The organism is Cedecea neteri, assembly GCF_000758325.1.
GTDB classification, from domain to species: Bacteria; Pseudomonadota; Gammaproteobacteria; order Enterobacterales; family Enterobacteriaceae; genus Cedecea; species Cedecea neteri_B.
Window position 1 is genome coordinate 2,483,209 of record NZ_CP009459.1, and the last position, 19,478, is coordinate 2,502,686.

The 19,478-nt window shown below is 55.6% G+C and carries 23 protein-coding genes; 15 read left to right on the top strand and 8 right to left on the bottom strand.

Annotated elements, in window-relative coordinates; genetic code table 11:
• A complete protein-coding gene (locus LH86_RS11730) occupies positions 1 to 273 on the bottom strand; it encodes a GrxA family glutaredoxin (protein ID WP_008461049.1) in 273 nt (90 codons plus the stop codon).
• 142 nt (positions 274 to 415) lie between these two features.
• Here LH86_RS11730 and LH86_RS11735 point away from each other — a divergent pair, with 142 nt between their 5' ends.
• The 13 genes from LH86_RS11735 (at position 416) to rlmC (ending at position 12,553) form a co-directional block, all read left to right on the top strand.
• Positions 416 to 748, top strand: a complete 333-nt coding sequence (locus LH86_RS11735; RefSeq protein ID WP_419655512.1) for a YbjC family protein — start codon at positions 416 to 418, stop codon at positions 746 to 748.
• On the top strand, positions 732 to 1,454 hold the full coding sequence (nfsA, locus tag LH86_RS11740) for an oxygen-insensitive NADPH nitroreductase (RefSeq protein ID WP_039291434.1): 723 nt from the start codon (positions 732 to 734) through the stop codon (positions 1,452 to 1,454). Before LH86_RS11735 ends, nfsA begins: the two co-directional genes overlap by 17 nt.
• Positions 1,455 to 1,594: 140 nt before the next feature.
• On the top strand, positions 1,595 to 2,428 hold the full coding sequence (gene xapA, locus LH86_RS11745) for a xanthosine phosphorylase (RefSeq protein WP_039301456.1): 834 nt from the start codon (positions 1,595 to 1,597) through the stop codon (positions 2,426 to 2,428).
• A gap of 28 nt (positions 2,429 to 2,456) precedes the next feature.
• The gene (locus LH86_RS11750) at positions 2,457 to 3,713 is read left to right on the top strand and encodes a nucleoside permease (protein WP_039301459.1); all 1,257 of its coding nucleotides are present in this window, start codon (positions 2,457 to 2,459) and stop codon (positions 3,711 to 3,713) included.
• 65 nt (positions 3,714 to 3,778) lie between these two features.
• Positions 3,779 to 4,684, top strand: a complete 906-nt coding sequence (locus LH86_RS11755) for a LysR family transcriptional regulator (protein ID WP_039301461.1) — start codon at positions 3,779 to 3,781, stop codon at positions 4,682 to 4,684.
• 75 nt (positions 4,685 to 4,759) lie between these two features.
• Positions 4,760 to 5,662, top strand: a complete 903-nt coding sequence (rimK, locus tag LH86_RS11760; protein ID WP_039301464.1) for a 30S ribosomal protein S6--L-glutamate ligase — start codon at positions 4,760 to 4,762, stop codon at positions 5,660 to 5,662.
• A 92-nt stretch (positions 5,663 to 5,754) separates the two neighbouring features.
• Complete coding sequence (locus tag LH86_RS11765; RefSeq protein WP_008461058.1) at positions 5,755 to 6,234, top strand: YbjN domain-containing protein; 480 nt, start codon at positions 5,755 to 5,757, stop codon at positions 6,232 to 6,234.
• A gap of 383 nt (positions 6,235 to 6,617) precedes the next feature.
• Positions 6,618 to 7,730 carry a spermidine/putrescine ABC transporter substrate-binding protein PotF gene (potF, locus tag LH86_RS11770; protein WP_008461059.1) on the top strand — a complete coding sequence of 371 codons (1,113 nt, stop codon included), beginning with the start codon at positions 6,618 to 6,620 and terminating at the stop codon, positions 7,728 to 7,730.
• 141 nt (positions 7,731 to 7,871) lie between these two features.
• Complete coding sequence (gene potG / locus LH86_RS11775) at positions 7,872 to 9,005, top strand: putrescine ABC transporter ATP-binding subunit PotG (RefSeq protein ID WP_039301467.1); 1,134 nt, start codon at positions 7,872 to 7,874, stop codon at positions 9,003 to 9,005.
• 9 nt (positions 9,006 to 9,014) lie between these two features.
• Positions 9,015 to 9,977 (top strand): putrescine ABC transporter permease PotH, encoded by a 963-nt coding sequence (gene potH / locus LH86_RS11780; protein WP_039301470.1) that lies wholly within the window; start codon positions 9,015 to 9,017, stop codon positions 9,975 to 9,977.
• Positions 9,974 to 10,819: a putrescine ABC transporter permease PotI gene (potI, locus tag LH86_RS11785; RefSeq protein WP_008461065.1), complete on the top strand. Its 846-nt coding sequence runs from the start codon at positions 9,974 to 9,976 to the stop codon at positions 10,817 to 10,819. Before potH ends, potI begins: the two co-directional genes overlap by 4 nt.
• Before the next feature lie 75 nt (positions 10,820 to 10,894).
• Positions 10,895 to 11,368 (top strand): YbjO family protein, encoded by a 474-nt coding sequence (locus tag LH86_RS11790; protein WP_039301475.1) that lies wholly within the window; start codon positions 10,895 to 10,897, stop codon positions 11,366 to 11,368.
• 48 nt (positions 11,369 to 11,416) lie between these two features.
• A complete protein-coding gene (gene rlmC, locus LH86_RS11795; protein WP_039301478.1) occupies positions 11,417 to 12,553 on the top strand; it encodes a 23S rRNA (uracil(747)-C(5))-methyltransferase RlmC in 1,137 nt (378 codons plus the stop codon).
• 98 nt (positions 12,554 to 12,651) lie between these two features.
• On the opposite strand, the gene artJ (LH86_RS11800) is transcribed toward rlmC, so the two are convergent.
• The 6 genes from artJ (LH86_RS11800) to LH86_RS11825 form a co-directional block, all read right to left on the bottom strand.
• Complete coding sequence (artJ, locus tag LH86_RS11800) at positions 12,652 to 13,383, bottom strand: arginine ABC transporter substrate-binding protein ArtJ (RefSeq protein ID WP_039301481.1); 732 nt, start codon at positions 13,381 to 13,383, stop codon at positions 12,652 to 12,654.
• A gap of 155 nt (positions 13,384 to 13,538) precedes the next feature.
• Entirely contained in the window at positions 13,539 to 14,207 is a 669-nt protein-coding gene (gene artM / locus LH86_RS11805; RefSeq protein ID WP_039291448.1) for an arginine ABC transporter permease ArtM, read from the bottom strand.
• On the bottom strand, positions 14,207 to 14,923 hold the full coding sequence (gene artQ, locus LH86_RS11810) for an arginine ABC transporter permease ArtQ (RefSeq protein ID WP_039301484.1): 717 nt from the start codon (positions 14,921 to 14,923) through the stop codon (positions 14,207 to 14,209). The genes artM and artQ overlap by 1 nt, the downstream gene beginning before the upstream one ends.
• Positions 14,924 to 14,931: 8 nt before the next feature.
• Positions 14,932 to 15,663 (bottom strand): arginine ABC transporter substrate-binding protein, encoded by a 732-nt coding sequence (gene artJ / locus LH86_RS11815; protein WP_008461077.1) that lies wholly within the window; start codon positions 15,661 to 15,663, stop codon positions 14,932 to 14,934.
• Positions 15,664 to 15,683: 20 nt separating this feature from the next.
• Complete coding sequence (gene artP / locus LH86_RS11820) at positions 15,684 to 16,412, bottom strand: arginine ABC transporter ATP-binding protein ArtP (RefSeq protein ID WP_039301487.1); 729 nt, start codon at positions 16,410 to 16,412, stop codon at positions 15,684 to 15,686.
• A 227-nt stretch (positions 16,413 to 16,639) separates the two neighbouring features.
• Positions 16,640 to 17,164 carry a lipoprotein gene (locus LH86_RS11825; RefSeq protein ID WP_039301490.1) on the bottom strand — a complete coding sequence of 175 codons (525 nt, stop codon included), beginning with the start codon at positions 17,162 to 17,164 and terminating at the stop codon, positions 16,640 to 16,642.
• Positions 17,165 to 17,272: 108 nt separating this feature from the next.
• On the opposite strand from LH86_RS11825, the gene LH86_RS11830 reads away from it, so the two are divergent.
• Together LH86_RS11830 and LH86_RS11835 are read left to right on the top strand one after the other, a co-directional pair.
• The gene (locus LH86_RS11830; RefSeq protein WP_039301492.1) at positions 17,273 to 17,596 is read left to right on the top strand and encodes a heavy metal-binding domain-containing protein; all 324 of its coding nucleotides are present in this window, start codon (positions 17,273 to 17,275) and stop codon (positions 17,594 to 17,596) included.
• Entirely contained in the window at positions 17,593 to 18,423 is an 831-nt protein-coding gene (locus LH86_RS11835) for an N-acetylmuramoyl-L-alanine amidase (protein ID WP_039301495.1), read from the top strand. The genes LH86_RS11830 and LH86_RS11835 overlap by 4 nt, the downstream gene beginning before the upstream one ends.
• Here the strand turns inward: LH86_RS11835 and LH86_RS11840 are convergent.
• On the bottom strand, positions 18,420 to 19,430 hold the full coding sequence (locus LH86_RS11840; protein WP_008461085.1) for an NAD-dependent epimerase/dehydratase family protein: 1,011 nt from the start codon (positions 19,428 to 19,430) through the stop codon (positions 18,420 to 18,422). The genes LH86_RS11835 and LH86_RS11840 overlap by 4 nt on opposite strands.
• Positions 19,431 to 19,478: the final 48 nt, after the last annotated feature.

Below are 19,478 nucleotides of genomic sequence, written 5' to 3' on the forward strand. Positions count from 1 at the left end.
TTACTGCGCGGTCTGGAACAGGTTCAGATGCTCTTTCGCGTAAGCTTCAAAATCAGTGCAGCCGCCAATGTGCTTCTGATCCAGGAAGATCTGCGGCACGGTTTCAACCGGTTTACCCACGGTTTTTTCCAGGTCAGCTTTAGTGATGCCTTCGGCGTGGATATCAACATAGCGGAAGTTGAAGTCATCACGCTCGGCGGTCAGTTTCTCAGCCAGTTCTTTAGCGCGAACACAATATGGGCAGCCAGGGCGTCCAAAAATTACTGCAAACATGCTCTCTCCTCAGTTTTTATGGCCGATACGATCCGGCGAATGCGTTTATAATGCCGACATTCGTCACATTTTTAAAGAAGGCCCTGCCTGTTAGTTCGATGCCCGTAAACTATCTGCCCTAAATTGCAGGGACGCGGCCTCGATGATTCAAGGCCTGAACACAGGAGGTGCTGATATGCGCGCGGTCGGATCGTTACCCAAATCGGTTATTGTGCTGGAAGCGGTGGGTATAGGCTTTTTGGCGCTCGCTTTTCTCTCGCTGCGGGGATACCTGACGCTACCCGCACCTGTGGCCACTGCAACGGCGGCTATAGTCATGGTATTTATTGGCCTTGGGCTGATGCTGCCGGCGGCAATCATCATGACGTGGCATATCGCAAAGCGCCTTGCACCGCAGCTGACCCAGCCCGATTCTGCTTCAAAACACTCTGATTTAAAAAAGCCAAAGGAAAAACGCGATGACGCCGACCATTGATCTGCTTCGTTCCCACCGTTCAATTCGTCATTTTACCGGGGAACCCATTACCGACGAGCAGCGCGAAGCCATTATTGCCAGCGCACAGGCGGCTTCGACTTCCAGCTTCCTCCAGTGCAGTTCAATCATTCGTATTACGGATAAAGCGCTGCGCGAGCAACTGGTGCCGCTGACCGGTGGGCAAAAACATGTGGCGGAAGCGGCCGAGTTTTGGGTGTTCTGCGCCGACTTTAATCGTAACCTGGAAATCTGCCCGGACGCCCGGCTTGGGCTGGCAGAACAGCTGCTTCTTGGTGCGGTTGATACCGCGATTCTGGCGCAGAATGCGTTTACTGCCGCAGAGTCTCTGGGGCTGGGCGGGGTCTACATTGGCGGCATCCGCAACAATATCGAAGCGGTGGGAGAGCTGTTGGGCGTGCCGAAATACGTGTTGCCGCTGTTCGGGCTTTGCCTGGGCTGGCCCGCGGCCACGCCGGATATCAAGCCGCGTATGCCGGCCGCGATGCTGGTGCATGAAAACCGCTATCAGCCGCTGAACAGGCCGCTGCTGGACGAGTACGACGAGCAGCTGGCGCAGTATTATTTGAGTCGCGACAGCAACACGCGGCGCGACACCTGGAGCGACCATATCAGCCGTACCATCATTAAAGAAAGCCGGCCTTTCATTCTGGATTACCTGCACAAGCAGGGCTGGGCGACACGCTAATTTACGCGGCTGCCAGGCCAACAAATCGGCGATCGATACATTTTCAGTATTAATCGTGGCCTCAAACGGTATTGGTTTCATCCGCCGGTGAGTCGTTATAACTGCTGAAGTTATAACGACAATCTGACAAGGAACCTTTTATGCCTACCTCTGTTTTTGATAATTCTCCTTTCTACGCCGCCGACATTATTCGCGCCCGAATTAACGGTCTGGTGCCGCGCATCGCTTTCATTCTGGGCTCCGGGCTGGGGGAGCTTGCAGAAAAAATCGACTCCCCAATCACGTTTTCCTACGAAGAGCTGCCCGGGTTCCCCGTCAGCACTGTCCACGGTCATGCGGGTGAATTGGTTGTCGGTACGCTGGCTGGCGTGCCGGTAGCTTGTATGAAAGGGCGGGGGCACTTTTATGAAGGGCGCGGGATGTCGGTGATGACCAGCGCAATTCGCACTTTTAAGCTACTGGGATGCGATATCCTGTTTTCTACCAACGCCGCCGGTTCTCTGCGCCCGGAAGTGGAACCCGGAAGCCTGGTGGCACTCAGCGATCATATTAATACAATGCCGGGCACCCCGACGGTTGGGCCAAATGATGAGCGGTTTGGCGAACGCTTTTTCTCGCTGGCAAACGCCTATGATGCTGACTACCGCGCTGTGTTAATGCAGGTTGCGCGTGAACAGGGGTTCCCGCTGCACGAAGGAGTTTTTGTTTCTTATCCGGGGCCAAACTTCGAAACTGCAGCGGAAATTCGCATGATGCAAATCATTGGCGGCCACGTGGTGGGGATGTCGGTTGTGCCTGAGGTGATCAGCGCCCGCCATTGCGGCCTGAAGGTGGTTGCCGTCTCGGCGATTACCAACCTTGCCGAAGGGTTGGGCAGTATTCAGCTTTCCCATGAACAGACGCTGAAAGCGGCTGCGCTGTCGCGGCAGAACTTCATTAACCTGATTTGCGGCTTCCTCGGCAAACTGGCCTGATCCTCACTGACCAAGGCAGGGAAAACAGATGGCGATTAAACTCCGCTTAAAAATCATGCTGTTTTTGCAGTACTTCATCTGGGGGGCGTGGCTGGTCACTTTGGGATCTTACATGATCAATACGCTCGGCTTTAAAGGCGCGGACGTTGGCATGGTTTACAGTACCAAAGGGCTTGCAGCGCTGCTAATGCCAGGCCTAATCGGCATTGTGGCTGATAAATGGCTTCCGGCTAATAGGGTGTACTCTCTCTGCCATTTGGTTGGGGCGGGGATGCTGGTCTGGGCGGCCAGTATCGACCAGCCAGGGCTGATGTTTTGGGCAATGCTGGGGAATGCGCTAGCCTTTATGCCGACAATTGCGCTGTCTAATACGGTGTCTTACGCCTGCCTGGAGAAAGCCGGTCTGGATACGGTGACGCATTTCCCGCCAGTGAGGGTGTTCGGTACCGTGGGCTTTATTGCGGCAATGTGGACCGTCAGCCTGATGCGTATAGAGCTGAGCAGCATGCAGCTCTATATTGCCGCAGGAGCTTCCGGGATGCTGGCGCTGTATGCGCTTACGCTGCCGACTATCCCGGTGATAAAAAGCCAGGCCACGCGCAGCTGGGTGAGCCGCCTGGGGCTGGACGCGTTTGTGCTGTTCAAAAAGCCACAAATGGCGGTTTTTTTCCTGTTCGCCATGCTGCTTGGGGCGGTGCTGCAAATCACCAATACTTTCGGTAACCCGTTCCTGCATGATTTTGCCCGTCAGCCTGAGTTTGCCAGCAGCTTTGTGGTGCAGTACCCCTCGATTTTACTGTCCGTCTCGCAGATGTCGGAAGTGGTCTTTATTTTAACGATCCCCTTCTTCCTGCGTCGTTTTGGCATTAAACAGGTCATGCTGATGAGCATGGTCGCCTGGGTGCTGCGCTTTGCGCTGTTCGCCTGGGGCGATCCTTCGGCCTTTGGTTTTGTGCTGCTGTTGCTGTCGATGGTGGTGTACGGCTGTGCCTTTGATTTCTTTAATATCTCTGGCTCCGTTTTTGTTGAGCAGGAGGTGGACTCACGTATTCGCGCCAGCGCTCAAGGGCTGTTTATGACGATGGTGAACGGGGTTGGGGCGTATCTCGGGGCGATTGTCAGCGGTTATGTGGTGGATTATTTCACCCTCGATGGCATCAAAGACTGGCCGACCATCTGGCTGGTATTTGCTGGCTATGCGCTGGTGCTCGCCGTCGTCTTCCACTTTAGCTTCCACTATCGCCACCGCCAGCAGAGTGATTCTTCGGCATCGCTCGCACATTAAGGCGCCCGGCCTTACAGCAAGCGTAAGCGATGGTAATTTATGAGGCTTGCCACTCAGGGAGCCTCATGAATACATCTCAGCGTATCTATCGCACCGATCTTAAGCTGCTGCGCTATTTTCAGGCCGTAGCCGAGGAGCTGCACTTTGGCCGGGCCGCCGCGCGGTTGAACATGTCGCAGCCTCCCTTAAGCTTTCATATCAAAGAGCTGGAAGCTCAGTTGGGTACAGTACTGTTTATTCGTCATTCCCGGCACGTGGCGCTGACTCATGCAGGCGAGGTCCTGCTGGAAGAGACAAAACAGCTGCTGAACAACGCAAGCCTTGCGCTGGCCAGGGTTGAGCAAATTGGCCGCGGCGAAGGAGGGCGAATTCAGCTAGGCATTGTTGGTACCGCCATTTGGGGCGGGCTGCGGCTTGGGCTACGGCGGTTTATTGCTGACTATCCCGCCATCGATGTGACCTTCCGCGAAAAGTCCCCGGGAGACCAGCTTGCCTTGCTTGAACGCCACGAGATTGATGCCGGAATCTGGCGGATGGAAACCAGCCCGCCCGGCGGCCTTAAGAGCGAAAAGCTGCATGAGGCAACATTTATGGTCGCGCTGCCGGAGCAGCACCCGTTAGCCCGGCAGCAGACGGTGGACATTACCCAACTAAGGCATGAAGCGTTCGTGACGATGACCGCCATTCACTCAGACTGGACGTTTCTGCAGCGAGTTTGCCGCGAAGCCGGTTTTACCCCGAGGGTTGTTCGTGAGGCGGTGGAGCCGCAAACCGTACTGGCGCTGGTGAGCATTGGTTTCGGGCTAACCATAATCGCCGACAGCTACGCGCAGATGAACTGGCCTGGCGTGGTGTTTCGCCCCCCGGCGAGGCCGATACCCGCCGACCTGTATGCCGTTTTTGATCCCGTGCATCTCACCTCTACCACAAAGCAATTAATTGAGGCACTTAAGATGTCTCCCGCCGATTAGCCCGTCGTTGAAAGGTGAAGGCAGTGGTATGATTAGCGGGCGGTTAATTTTGGTCTGGTTGCTCAGAGGTGCAGGTTGAAAATCGCTATTTTATCCCGGGATGGAACGCTCTACTCATGCAAGCGCCTGCGCGAGGCGGCAACGCGTCGCGGTCATCAGGTGGAGATCATCGATCCCCTTTCTTGCTATATGAACATTAATCCGGCCGCGCCTTCCGTGCATTACAAGGGGCGTCAACTGCCGCACTATGACGCGGTTATCCCGCGCATCGGCTCGGCTATCACCTTTTACGGCACGGCGGTGCTGCGCCAGTTCGAAATGCTGGGAAGCTACCCGCTTAACGAGTCAGTGGCGATCACCCGCGCGCGGGACAAGCTGCGTTCGCTGCAGCTGCTGGCGAAACAGGGCATCGATCTACCGGTGACGGGGTTTGCCCACTCACCGGACGACACCAGCGATCTTATTGATATGGTGGGCGGCGCGCCGCTGGTGGTGAAGCTCGTTGAAGGCACGCAGGGGATTGGTGTGGTGCTGGCTGAAACGCGGCAGGCGGCGGAAAGCGTGATTGATGCGTTTCGCGGTCTTAACGCCCATATTCTGGTGCAGGAATACATCAAAGAAGCGAAGGGCAGAGATATTCGCTGTCTGGTAGTGGGCGATGAGGTGGTGGCCGCCATTGAACGGCAGGCCAAGCCCGGCGATTTCCGCTCAAACCTTCACCGCGGTGGTGTCGCGCATCAGGTCACGATTACCGATCTTGAGCGAGAAGTGGCGCTAAAAGCGGCCAGCACGCTGGGGCTGGATATTGCGGGGGTGGATATTTTACGCGCCGATCGTGGGCCGCTGGTGATGGAAGTAAACGCCTCACCGGGGCTGGAAGGCATTGAAAACACGAGCGGGGTCGATATCGCCGGGCTGATGATAAAATGGATAGAGCGGCAGGCCCGCCCTGGGTACTGTCTTAAAACCGGGGGATAATTACCAAATCGGCGCTAATGCATAGTATGACGTGTCATTTTTGCGTAAGATGGCACGTTAATTTTTGAACAGGTAATGAGGTTTTTGCGTTTATGGATTCACTCGTGGTCCCGACTCTGGACACTTTACGCCGCTGGCTGGATGAAACTGGCGTAACCTTTTTCGAGTGCGATACCTGCCAGGCATTGCATTTGCCCCATATGCAGAACTTCGATGGCGTATACGACGCGAAAATCGATCTCGTGGACAACATTATTCTGTTTTCCGCATTGGCAGAAGTTAAGCCGTCGGCGCTGCTGCCGCTGGCATCCGATCTCTCCTCGATCAACGCCAGCTCGCTGACGGTGAAAGCGTTCCTCGACATCCAGGATGATAACCTGCCCAAGCTGGTGGTGTGTCAGTCACTGTCTGCCTCGGTGGGCATTACCCGCGAGCAGTTTGCCGCCTTCGTTCAGCAGAGCGAAGAGCAGGTTTCGATGGTGATCCTCGAGGCTTGCGCTAATCAGCTGCTTTTTGTGGCCGAAGAAGAAGAGCGCGACGGCACAATTATTCACACCCACTCTCTGCACTGATCCTTTCTTTTTTTAACGCAGCGGCCACCAGCGCCGCCGCGTTCTGCATGTTTTTATTCTGTCATAAAGCCGTCACAGCCAGACAAATCCCTGCCATAAGGCGCGTTTTTGCCGCCTGAATAGACGAAAGATGTCTAAAAAGTTGATAAAAGGCGTTTTTTCATCCGGGCTATAGTCGCCAACCCTGGCTACAGTTATTCTTGCTTGGCCGTAAAAACGAGCAACGTCTGCGTGAAGATTACCCAAATTCTTTTTCAGCAGAATGAATAGAGATGCATGAATTTTGCATGCTAAAAAAGCGTGCGGTGAATGCGGATAAGCCACATTGCGTAAATTCGGCTCATTCGAGCCTGGTTTGGCCTTTATTCAGAAGGAATGAAATTATGCTCTACCTACGTAAAAAAGGGTTGTTGGGGATGGTTGCTGGCGCGCTGATGGTGGCTTCTGCCGCCAGCTCTGCCGCCGAACAAAAGACGCTGCACGTTTATAACTGGTCTGATTATATTGCCCCGGATACCCTGGCAAACTTCACCAAAGAGACCGGTATCAAAGTGGTCTACGACGTGTTTGATTCCAACGAAGTGCTGGAAGGCAAACTGATGGCGGGCAGCACGGGCTATGACCTGGTGGTGCCGTCTTCGCAGTTCCTTGAGCGCCAGGCGCAGGCCGGTATCTTCGAGCCGCTGGATAAAAGCAAACTGCCGAACTACAAAAACCTCGACCCGGAAATGCTCAAGCTGGTGGCGCAAAACGACCACGACAACAAATACGGCATTCCGTACATGATGGTGACGACCGGCATCGGCTATAACGTCGATAAAGTAAAGGCTGTGCTGGGGAAAGACGCGCCGGTGGACAGCTGGGATCTGATCTTCAAGCCGGAAAACCTTGAAAAACTGAAAAGCTGTGGCGTGTCGTTCCTTGACGCACCAAGTGAAATTTACGCTACCGTCTTGCACTACCTGGGCAAAGATCCGAATAGCACCAACGCCGCGGACTACACCGGGGCGGCTAACGATCTGCTGATGAAGCTGCGGCCAAATATTCGTTACTTCCATTCATCCCAGTACATCAACGATCTGGCCAACGGTGATATTTGCGTGGCGATTGGCTGGTCAGGGGACATTCTGCAGGCAGCAAACCGTGCCAAAGAAGCTAAAAATGGCGTGAATGTTGCTTATTCCATTCCTAAGGAAGGCGCGATGGTCTACTTCGATATGTTTGCCCTGCCGGTAGACGCGAAGAATAAAGACGAAGCGTACCAGTTCCTGAACTACCTGATGAAGCCGGACGTTATCGCCAACATCAGTAATCATATTTACTACGCGAACGCCAACAAAGAAGCTACGCCGTTGCTGAGCGAAGAGGTCCGCAGTAACCCGGGAATTTACCCACCGGCGGATATTCGTGCCAAGTTGTTCACACAAACGGTGATGCCAGCGAAGATTGACCGGGTTATCACCCGCGCGTGGACTAAGGTTAAAACAGGCAAATAGTCCTGTCACACCCTGCACCGGGCGGTTGCACCAGAGTTGTGCAATCGCCCCAGCCTGAACGGAAGCCCTTGTTTCCGGGGTGGCTAAAAGTACGGCAACCGGGCCGTATCTTCTTTTTGCTTTTGCCGGAGAGCAACAGAATTGAACGACGCAATCCCTCGCCCGCAGTCCAAAACACCCAAAGCGCTGACGCCGCTGCTGGAAATTCGTAACCTCACTAAATCGTTTGATGGCCAACATGCCGTGGATGACGTCAGTCTGACCATCTATAAAGGCGAAATTTTTGCTTTGCTGGGTGCTTCTGGCTGCGGCAAATCTACGCTGCTGCGCATGCTGGCAGGGTTTGAACAGCCAAGCGCAGGGCAAATCATGCTTGATGGCGTCGATTTGTCGCATGTGCCGCCTTATCAGCGCCCAATCAATATGATGTTCCAGTCCTATGCTCTGTTCCCGCATATGACCGTGGAGCAAAACATCGCCTTTGGCCTGAAGCAGGACAAACTGCCGAAGGCGGAAATCACCAGCCGGGTGGCAGAAATGCTGACCCTGGTACACATGCAGGAGTTTGCAAAGCGCAAGCCTCACCAGCTTTCCGGCGGCCAGCGCCAGCGCGTCGCGTTAGCAAGAAGCCTGGCTAAACGCCCGAAATTATTACTGCTCGACGAGCCTATGGGGGCACTGGATAAAAAACTGCGTGACCGGATGCAGCTGGAAGTGGTGGACATTCTTGAACGCGTCGGCGTGACCTGCGTAATGGTGACCCACGACCAGGAAGAGGCGATGACCATGGCCGGGCGAATTGCCATCATGAATCGCGGCAAGTTCGTGCAAATTGGCGAGCCGGAAGAGATTTATGAGCACCCAACTACCCGCTATAGCGCGGAGTTTATCGGGTCGGTAAACGTCTTCGAAGGGCTGTTGAAAGAGCGCCAGGACGACGGACTGGTGATAGACAGCCCCGGACTTGTGCATCCGCTGAAGGTGGATCCTGATGCTTCCGTGGTGGACGGCGTACCGGTTTTCGTCGCGCTGCGCCCGGAAAAGGTGATGCTTTGCGAGGATCCGCCCGCTGATGGCTATAACTTTGCCGTCGGAGAAGTGGTGCATATTGCCTACCTCGGCGATCTCTCCATCTACCACGTTCGGCTGAAAAGCGGGCAGATGATCAGCGCCCAGCTGCAAAATGAGCACCGCTACCGTAAAGGAGCGCCCACCTGGGGGGATGAAGTTCGCCTGTGCTGGGATGCCGATAGCTGCGTGGTTCTGACGGTTTAAGGGGGAAAAATGACAACACTTTCTGAAGGCCCTGCAGAGACAGCGGTTCCTCAGTCCTCCGGCGCGAAGCGTTTGCTCGCTCGCTTGCAGATGGTGCACGGACGCAAGCTGGCAATCGCGCTGCCCTATTTGTGGCTGATCCTGCTGTTTATGCTGCCGTTCCTGATCGTCTTTAAGATCAGTTTTTCGGAAATCGCCCGGGCGATCCCGCCTTACAGCGATCTGGTGAGCTGGGCCGATGGCCAGCTGTCGATCACCCTGAATCTGGCGAACTACTTCCAGCTGACGGACGATCCGCTCTATTTCGAGGCTTATCTGCAATCCTTGCAGGTAGCGGCGGTGTCAACGCTGTGCTGCCTGGCGCTGGGTTACCCGCTCGCATGGGCGGTGGCGCACAGTAAATCCTCGACGCGAAACATCCTGCTGTTACTGGTGATCCTGCCCTCATGGACCTCGTTCCTGATCCGCGTGTATGCGTGGATGGGCATCCTGAAAAATAACGGCATATTGAATAACGTGCTGCTTTGGCTCGGGGTTATCGACCAGCCGCTGACCATTCTGCACACCAATCTTGCGGTCTACATCGGGGTGGTTTATGCCTACCTGCCGTTTATGGTGCTGCCGATTTATACAGCGCTAACGCGCATAGATTATTCGCTGGTGGAGGCTTCGTTAGATCTCGGCGCGCGGCCGCTGAAAACGTTCTTCAGCGTGATTGTGCCGCTGACCAAAGGCGGGATTATTGCCGGTTCGATGCTGGTGTTTATTCCGGCGGTAGGGGAGTTTGTGATCCCGGAACTGCTTGGCGGGCCGGACAGCATCATGATTGGCCGTGTCCTGTGGCAGGAATTCTTTAACAACCGCGACTGGCCGGTGGCTTCAGCCGTGGCGATTATCATGCTCCTGCTGCTTATCGTGCCGATCATGTGGTTCCATAAATATCAGAACAAAGCGGCGGAGGATCACGCATGAACAACTTACCGGTTGTGCGCTCTCCGTGGCGTATTTTAATTCTGGTGATTGGCTTTACCTTCCTGTATGCGCCCATGCTGATGCTGGTTATCTACTCGTTTAACAGCTCTAAGCTGGTGACGGTGTGGGCCGGCTGGTCAACGCGCTGGTACGGGGAGCTGTTCCGGGATTCGGCGATGATGAACGCCGTTGGCCTGAGCCTGACCATTGCTGCGGCGGCCGCCACGATGGCCGTTATCCTCGGGACGATTGCTGCCGTGGTGATGGTACGTTTTGGTCGTTTTCGTGGCTCAACCGGCTTTGCCTTTATGCTAACGGCGCCGCTGGTTATGCCGGATGTGATCACCGGGCTTTCGCTGCTGCTGCTGTTCGTGGCGCTGGCACACGCGATTGGCTGGCCGAGCGACAGAGGGATGCTCACCATCTGGCTGGCGCATGTGACGTTCTGCACCGCCTATGTTGCCGTGGTGATTAGCTCACGCCTGCGGGAGCTTGACCGCTCCATTGAAGAAGCGGCGATGGATCTGGGGGCGACGCCGCTAAAAGTGTTCTTTGTGATCACCGTGCCGATGATTTCGCCCGCCATTATCTCCGGCTGGCTGCTGGCGTTCACGCTTTCGCTCGACGACCTGGTTATCGCCAGCTTCGTGTCCGGGCCGGGGGCGACCACGCTGCCGATGCTGGTGTTCTCGAATGTGCGTATGGGGGTTAATCCGGAAATTAACGCCCTGGCGTCGATCATTCTCGGCGTTGTGGGTGTTATCGGCTTGATTGCATGGTGGTTTATGGCGCGGGCAGAAAAGCAGCGGCTGCGTGATATCCAGAGTGCAAGGCGTGGTTAAAACGCCTAAAATCTGCAATGATGTGCCTCCGGTGCCGCGCTTGTCGCGGCACCGTGACGTAAGGAACGCGAGGTTGTGGAAATTATCAGGAAACAGCGGTCATCCCATGCAAAATTAAACGTCCCCACGCTGGTGATGGTGGCGGCTATCGGCATCGTCACTACCCGATGCCTTGATTTGCTGCTGCTGTTTAATATGCTCGGGGTGAGCGGGGTGATGGATTTTGTGCACCGCAGCGTGCAAACCTGGCCCCTGACGTTGGTTTTTCTCGGCAGCCTGTTAATGCTGTTTGTCGAACTGCGCTGCGCGTTCGTGATCATTAAGGGGCGTAACTGGGGGCGCTGGCTGTTCCTGCTGACCCAAATTATTTCCGTGACCTGGTTGTCTCTGTCCTCACTGGGCTGGGGATACCCTGAATTATTCAGCGTTGCCGGGGGCACTAAGCGCGAGATCTTCCGCTCGCTGTTTACCCAAAAGCTGCCCGATATTCTGGTGCTGATTTTGCTGTTTGTCCCCGCCCGCAGTCGGCTTTTTTTCAGACTTCAGTAAGCGCAGAGTGCTACAATCTGCGCCCTCGTTTTTTCTCAGGGTTTCTCTATGCAATGCGCGCTCTATGATGCCGGCCGCTGTCGTTCCTGCCAGTGGATTGAACAACCGGTGGATGACCAGCTTCTCGCTAAAATGACCGATCTCCGGCAGCTGCTGGAAGGCATTGCGGTGGGCGAGTGGTGCCAGCCGGTAAGCGGCCCTGAGCAGGCATTTCGCAACAAAGCCAAAATGGTGGTCAGCGGCAGCGTGGAAAAACCGCTGCTGGGGATGCTGCACCGCGACGGCACGCCCGAAGATTTAACCGACTGCCCTTTGTACCCTGCTTCATTTGAGCCTGTTTTTGCGGCGCTGAAGCCCTTTATTGCCCGTGCGGGGTTAACGCCTTACAACGTGGCGCGTAAGCGTGGGGAGCTGAAGTATCTGCTGCTGACCGAAAGCCTGGCGGATGGCGGCATGATGCTGCGCTTTGTGCTGCGTTCGGAAAGCAAGCTGGAGCAGTTGAAAGCGGCGCTGCCGTGGCTACAGCAGCAGCTTCCTCAGCTCAAAGTAATTTCAGCCAATATCCAGCCCGTACACATGGCGATAATGGAAGGTGAACGGGAAATTCCGCTGACCGAACAGCGTGCGCTCAAAGAGGTTTTCAACGGCGTGCCGCTCTATATTCGTCCGCAAAGCTTCTTCCAGACTAACCCTCAGGTTGCTTCCCGTCTGTACGCCACCGCTCGTGACTGGGTGCGTGCGCTACCCGTCAAACATATGTGGGATCTGTTCTGCGGCGTGGGAGGATTTGGCCTGCACTGCACCACGCCGGAGATGAAGCTTACCGGGATTGAAATTGCCCCCGAGGCGATTGCCAGCGCAAAGCAGTCGGCTGATAAACTGGGCCTGAATAATATTCATTTTCAGGCGCTGGATTCCACGCAGTTTGCCGTCGCTCAGCAGGATATCCCGCAGCTGGTGCTGGTGAACCCGCCACGCCGGGGGATAGGCAAAGCGCTGTGCGATTATCTGACGCAGATGGCCCCGGCGTTTATTGTCTATTCAAGCTGCAACGCGCAGACCATGGCAAAGGATATTCAGATGCTGCCGGGTTATCGCGTGGTGCGAACCCAGCTGTTTGATATGTTCCCGCATACTTCGCATTACGAAGTGTTGACGTTGCTGGAGCGTTGTCCCTCACCCTAACCCTCTCCCTGGAAGGGAGAGGGAATAAACAATGTTTCCCATAGTTTTTGCTTTCTCCCTCGCCCCTTTGGGGAGAGGGCTGGGGTGAGGGGGTAAACTTACTGCGGGAACCACTGAGTGCTGATCTTCTGGTAAGTCCCGTCCGCTTTGATCGCCGCCAGCGCGTCGTTCAGCTTCTTCAACAGGGCCTGATTATCCGGGCGAACCGCAATCCCTAAACCGGTGCCAAAGTACTGTGCGTCGGTCACATGCTCGCCCACGGTGCCCAGCTGCGGGTTGGTCTTCAGCCATTCGTTCACCACGGCGGTATCGCCAAACACGCCGTCAATACGGCCATTTTTCAGGTCAATAATCGCGTTCTGGTAGCTGTCGTAGGAGACGGTTTTGATCTCAGGATGTTTGTCCTGCAGGTATTTCTGGTGCGTGGTGCCGTTTTCCATCCCGATACGTTTGCCCTTGAGATCGTCCAGCGAAGCAAACTGGCCTTTTTTCGCAATTACTACCGCCGAGTTGGCGTAGTACGGGTTGGTAAAAGCGACCTGTTTGGCACGCTCAGGCGTAATATCCATCCCGGAAATCACCGCGTCGTATTTACGGAACTTCAGGGAAGGGATCAGGCTGTCGAAAGCGTGGTTGGTGAAGGTACATTCAGCCTGCATTTGTTTGCATAATGCTTTGGCCAGATCGATATCAAAACCGACGATCTGATTGCTGGCATCCAGAGATTCAAAAGGAGGATAGGTTGCCGAAGAGCCGAAGTTGATTTTCTCCGCTGCGGCCGCGCTGAATGCGGTTGTAGCGAAGATGGTGGCTAACAGTAACTTTTTCATGCGTGTTGCTCCTGTCTGTCAATATTGTTTTAAGTCGCCGTTTCCCGGCGTCAGACCACCATGCCAAAGTGTGAATTTATATGCAATTAAAATGTATAATTATATTTTCATAGGCGTAAAAAAAGCGGGTTGCCCCGCTTTTTCTGTTAGCTGCTCTAGTTGCGGCGTTCAAACGCCAGCGCCCGGCGTTCGATCAGGCGCATCAGCAACGTCAGCAGCCCGTTGACGATGAGGTAGACCAGACCGGCAGCGCCGAAGACCGCCACATCATAGGTGCGGCCATAGAGAAGCTGCCCGTAGCCCATCACTTCCATCAGCGTAATGGTATAGGCCAGCGAGGTGCTCTTAAACACCAGCACGACTTCGTTCGAATAAGAAGAGAGCGCGCGCTTAAAAGCATAGGGCAGCAGGATAGCCAGCGTGTCTTTCTTACTCATCCCTAAGGCGCTGCAGGACTGCCACTGACCTTCCGGTATAGCGCGAATGGCCCCGTAAAACAGCTGCGTGGTGTACGCGGCGCTGTTCAGAGAGAGCGCAATTAACGCGCACAGCCACGGTTCGGAAAGCAGATGCCACAGCACCGGATAATGCTGGAGCGACGGGAACTGCCCCGGACCGTAGTAAATCAGGAAGATTTGCACCAGCAGCGGCGTGCCGGTAAACAGCGTGATGTAGGCGCGCACAATGTGCACCAGCCCCGGCGTTTTCAGCGTCAGAACGATGGTGAACAGCAGCGACAGCACGAGCGCGACGGCAATGGAAGCGGCGGTGAGCGTCAGGCTGGTGTGCAGACCCTTCATCAGCTCCGGTAAATACTCGAGCATCAGCCAGGTCTCCGTTCAAAGCGCGTGGCGCGCAGGTCAATACGCTTCAGGATGTATTGACTCAGCAGGGTAATGACCAGATAAATGGCTGCCGCAATCACGTACCAGGTAAACGGCTCCTGGGTACGCGTGGCGATACTTTTGGTTTGCAGCATCAGGTCGTTCACGCTGATAAGCGACACCAGCGCGGTGTCCTTCAACAGCACCAGCCACTGGTTACCCAGGCCCGGCAGCGCGTGGCGCCACATCTGCGGCATGACCAGCCGGAAGAAAATCGCGGTTTTGGATAAACCCAGCGCCTGGCCCGATTCCCACTGCCCAACCGGCACCGCTTTCAGCGCGCCGCGCAGCGTCTGCGACGCGTAGGCGGAGTAGAGCAGGGAGAGGGCAATCACGCCGCAGAGGAACGGGCTGACGTCAAAGTTCTCAATCTCCATTTTGACCGGGATCGCGGTAAAACCGAGGTTGAGGGTAAAGCCGTCAGAGAGCATCAGCAGCAGCTGGGAGGAGCCGAAGTAGATAAACAGCACCACCAAAATTTCAGGCAGACCGCGGAAAAGCGTGACCACCCCGGAGCCTATCCATGCCACCGGGCGCCATTTGGCGGATTCCCAGACGGCAAAAATCATCGCCAGCACGAGGCCGACGATGAGGGCACAAACGGCAAGGCCGACGGTCATCCCGGCGGCGCTTGCTAATGGAAACAATTCGTTCATCGAGTCGATTACTTCTGGAACCATTTGTCGTAGATGGCTTTGTAGGTGCCATCTTGTTTCACTTTATCCAGCGCGGCGTTGAATTTGCTCTGCAGGTCAGTGTTGCCCTGGCGCAGGGCGATGCCGAGGCCGGTGCCGAAGTAATCTTTGTCGGTCACTTTGTCACCCACGGCAACCAGTTCCGGGCTGGCTTTCAGCCATTCGGTCACTACGGCGGTGTCGCCGAAGACCGCGTCGATACGACCGTTCTGCAGATCCAGCTTAGCGTTCTGGTAGCTGTCGTAAGGCACGGTGGTGATTTCCGGGTGCTTGTCGGTGATGTATTTCTGGTGGGTGGTGCCGTTCTGGATGCCCACTTTTTTGCCTTTCAGCGCGGCAATATCAGCGTACTTGCCCTTCACGCCAACAAACAGCGCGGAGTTGTCATAGTAAGGTTTGGTGAACAGTACCTGTTTTTCACGCTCAGGGGTGATGTCCATCCCCGCCATGACCGCGTCAATACGGCGGAATTTCAGGCTTGGGATCAGGCTGTCGAAGGCCTGGTTGGTGAAGGTACAGGTGGCATCGATCTGTTTGCACAGGGCGTTAGCCAGGTCAACGTCAAAGCCGACGATCTTGTTGTTGGCGTCGATAGACTCAAACGGAGGGTAAGAGGCTTCGGTAGCAAAACGGATAGTCTGTGCGGCGGTAGCAGAAAGGCTCAGAGTGGCTAAAAGAGTGGCCAGCAAAACTTTTTTCATTGTCGTTTTCCCGTTCAACATCAGTGAGAGAGATAGAATTTAAACGCATCGGTTTGCGGGTTAGCAAAGCAGCTGGCATCACCTTGTTCGATGATGTGGCCGTTTTCCATATACACCACGCGGCTGGCGGTTTTACGCGCCACTTCTACTTCATGGGTCACGATGACCTGAGTAATGTTGGTTTCCGCCAGTTCGCGGATAATGCTGACGATCTGCGCGGTGATTTCCGGATCCAGAGCGGCGGTAGGTTCATCAAACAGCAGAATCTGCGGCTCCATCATCAGGGCGCGGGCAATGGCAACGCGCTGCTGCTGGCCGCCGGAAAGATGCAGCGGATAGCGGTCCATGTAGGGCTTCAGGCGCAGGCGTTCAAGCAGTTTATCGGCGCGTTCATGCGCCTGATCTTTGCTTAATCCGAGCACGCGGCACGGCGCTTCAATCAGGTTTTGCAGCACGGTTAAGTGCGGCCACAGATTGTATTGCTGGAAGACCATGCCGACGTTCTGGCGCAGATCGCGAATCGCTTTGTCGCTGGGGGCTTTGGCAAAATCGAAAGTTGTGCCCGCAATGCTCAGCTTACCGGAACGCGGCATTTCAAGCAGGTTAAGTACGCGCAGCAGAGAACTCTTACCGGCGCCGCTCGGGCCCAGCAATACCAGCGTCTCGCCCTGCGGGCAATGTAGTGTGATATCGAACAGCGCCTGATGGGCACCGTAAAAGCAATTAATGCTGTCTAGTTGAATACTCATGCGCTGAAGTTGAATAGCAATTGAGGCCGCAAAGGGTACCTTTAACAGAATAGTTATGCAATCTTTGTGCGTTAAAACTTATAAGCAACCACTTACACCGACTAAAGTTAGCACAAAATAGCGAGGCGGGTGGTGGCTAAGTATAAAAAACCGCTATCCCTGAATATACCAGACTATTTACAGGGGTTACGTTTCTTCCACCCGCATAGCGTAAGCATAAATTGCCGCTATTTGCCTTCAACTGCCTGACGCAGCGTGCCGGTTGGCGCATGGCTCGCCGCGCCGAGGTAACGCACATCGTCCACCGCCCAGCACTGGCCTTCACGGACCATCAGCACTTCATCTTTCCATGTCTGGCTGCCGCGGGTCAGCTCGACGCGCAGAGGAATATTTCGTGCATCGGTGTTCGGGATAGTTGACGCCGAAGCCACGCTGGCTTTGTCAGGCCCTTCGGACTGACTGGAGAAGATATCGCTGCGGGTAAACGCGCTTTGCGCCGCCGGAGAGGTGCTGGATTTTTGCAGAAGCTGGAACAGGGAATCGCTCAGATAGGGGCGCAGCGCGGCAACGGAACTCAGGCCTTCGCCCTTATGCGCGATACGGTAATCATAGAACTGCTGAGCGACGTCATCCGGGCCGCCGCTGACGCAGGGGCCGCTGCGGGTGCCGATGTCTTTGAAGGCCGGGGTGACGGTGGTACAGGCCGACAACACCAGCGCACAGGGGAGAAGAGCCAAAGCTGAGCTGCGCATTTTTATTTCCTTATTTTCTCAGGAGGACTACCTTAGCATAGCGTATTGGCTCAAAATCGCGTGGCGATTGCCGGGCTAACATGTTGATGGCAAAGAGAGGAGAACGTGATGCAGTTTACAACGACGCCAGGCCTGGAAGGCCACACCATTACTGAATACTGCGGCGTGGTGACCGGGGAAGCTATCCTGGGTGCCAATATTTTCCGCGATTTTTTTGCCGGGGTTCGCGATATCGTCGGCGGCCGCTCCGGGGCATATGAAAAAGAGTTACGCAAAGCGCGGGACATCGCATTTCGTGAAATTCAGGCACAGGCCGAAAGCCTGGGTGCTAACGCCGTGGTCGGGATTGATATCGACTATGAAACCGTCGGCAAGGACGGCAGCATGCTGATGGTTTGCGTCAGCGGGACGGCGGTGAAAACGCGTCAATGAAAACCAGGATCTTAGCGCTTGCCCTGGCGCTGTTGCTGGCGGGTTGCGCCGGACAAAAAGGGATTGTCGATCGGGGCAGCTATAAAGTGGACACCACGCATCAGGCTCAGGCCGCTTATCCGCGGGTGAAAATTCTGGTGATCCACTACACGGCGGATGATTTTTCAAGTTCGCTTTCCACGCTCACCGATCGTAACGTCAGCGCCCACTACCTTGTTCCTGCCGAGCCGCCGCTGTCCGGCGGGAAGCCCGTTGTCTGGCAGCTGGTGCCGGAAGAACAGCTGGCCTGGCATGCCGGAATCAGTTTCTGGCGAGGGGCTACGCGAATTAACGACACCTCCGTAGGTATTGAGCTGGAAAATCAGGGCTACACCCGGGTAGGCAGTGTTCAGCGCTTCTATCCGTTCAGCCAGCCGCAGATTGCGGTGCTTGAGGATTTAGCGAAGCAGATTATTGCGCGCTATAACATCGCGCCGCAGAACGTGGTCGCTCACGGCGATATTGCGCCGCAGCGCAAGGTTGATCCTGGCCCGCTGTTCCCCTGGAAGCAATTCGCGGAAAAAGGGATTGGCGCATGGCCGGACGCCGCTAGAGTGGCGTTTTATCTTAACGGCCGCAGCCCGCTGCAGCCCGTGGATAAAACCGAGCTGCTGGATGTGCTTGCCCGGTATGGCTACGAAGTGCTGCCAGGCATGACCGAGGCGCAGCAGAAAAGGGTGATTACTGCCTTCCAGATGCATTTCCGCCCGGCCAACTACAGCGGCGAGGCGGATGCGGAGAGCCTGGCGATTGCCGAGGCATTACTGGAAAAATATGGTCAGGGTTAACCGCGGTGCAGCGTGCCGTGATCTTTCAACCACAGCGCGGTACGGCGAATGCCTTCATCGAGGGTGACGATAGGCTGATAGCCCAGCTCTGTTTCCGCGCGCGTGGTGTCCAGCGTTAAGTCGAAGTTCAGCTTGGAAACACCGTAGTGCGTGAGCACCGGCTCTTTGGCCGATTTATTGCCAAAGTGCTCCAGGCTGCGGGCGATGATATCCAGCATCGGGTAAGGCACCGAGCGAATGCGGCATTTAATCCCTAGTTCGTCGATCAGCTTTTGCACGATGGTGCGCAGCGGGCGCGCTTCCATGTTGGTGATGTTGTAGGCGCGGCCAGAAGGCAAATTCTGTTTTTGCGTCGCCAGCCACATCGCATGTACCGCGTTTTCCAGATAGGTCATATCCACCAGCGCATCGCCGCCGCGCGGCAGCAGCACGCTACCGTAGTGGCGCATCATCTGCACCAGGCGCGGGAAAAACACTTTGTCGTGCGGCCCGAACAGGCTTTGCGGGCGCAGAATAGTAAAACGGGTGTTTGGGTTGGCCTGCGCCAGCAGCTGAATCACCTCTTCGCTGGCGGCTTTGCTGCGGGCAAATTCGTTGGCGAAGCGCACCGGGCGAAAATCTTCGCTGATGTTGCGGTGGTGGTGGTAGTCGAAGTAGAGCGACGGCGACGAGATATGAATAAAGTCACGCACGCCCCAGGCAACGGCCCATTCACCCAGACGGCGCGTGGCGCGGACGTTGGCGAGGTCGAAAGCTTGCTGGGTTCCCCACGGTGAGGTGAAGCTGGAGCAGTGCCAGAGCGTGTCGACGTCCGCAAGCATCACCTTAGCCTGGGAAGAAACCAGCTCCGTCAGGTCGGCATGGACAAATTCGGCGCCCATTTTCTGCAGCAGTTTGCCCATCGCTTCGTTGCGTCCGGTGGCCCGAACGCTGATGCCCCTGGCGCGTAAATACTCGACCGCGTTTCGGCCTAAACCGCTGGTTGCGCCCGTGACCAGTACCTTCATGTGACCAACTCGTTATGTTTTGGATTAACGCTGCGCATTTTTCCGTGA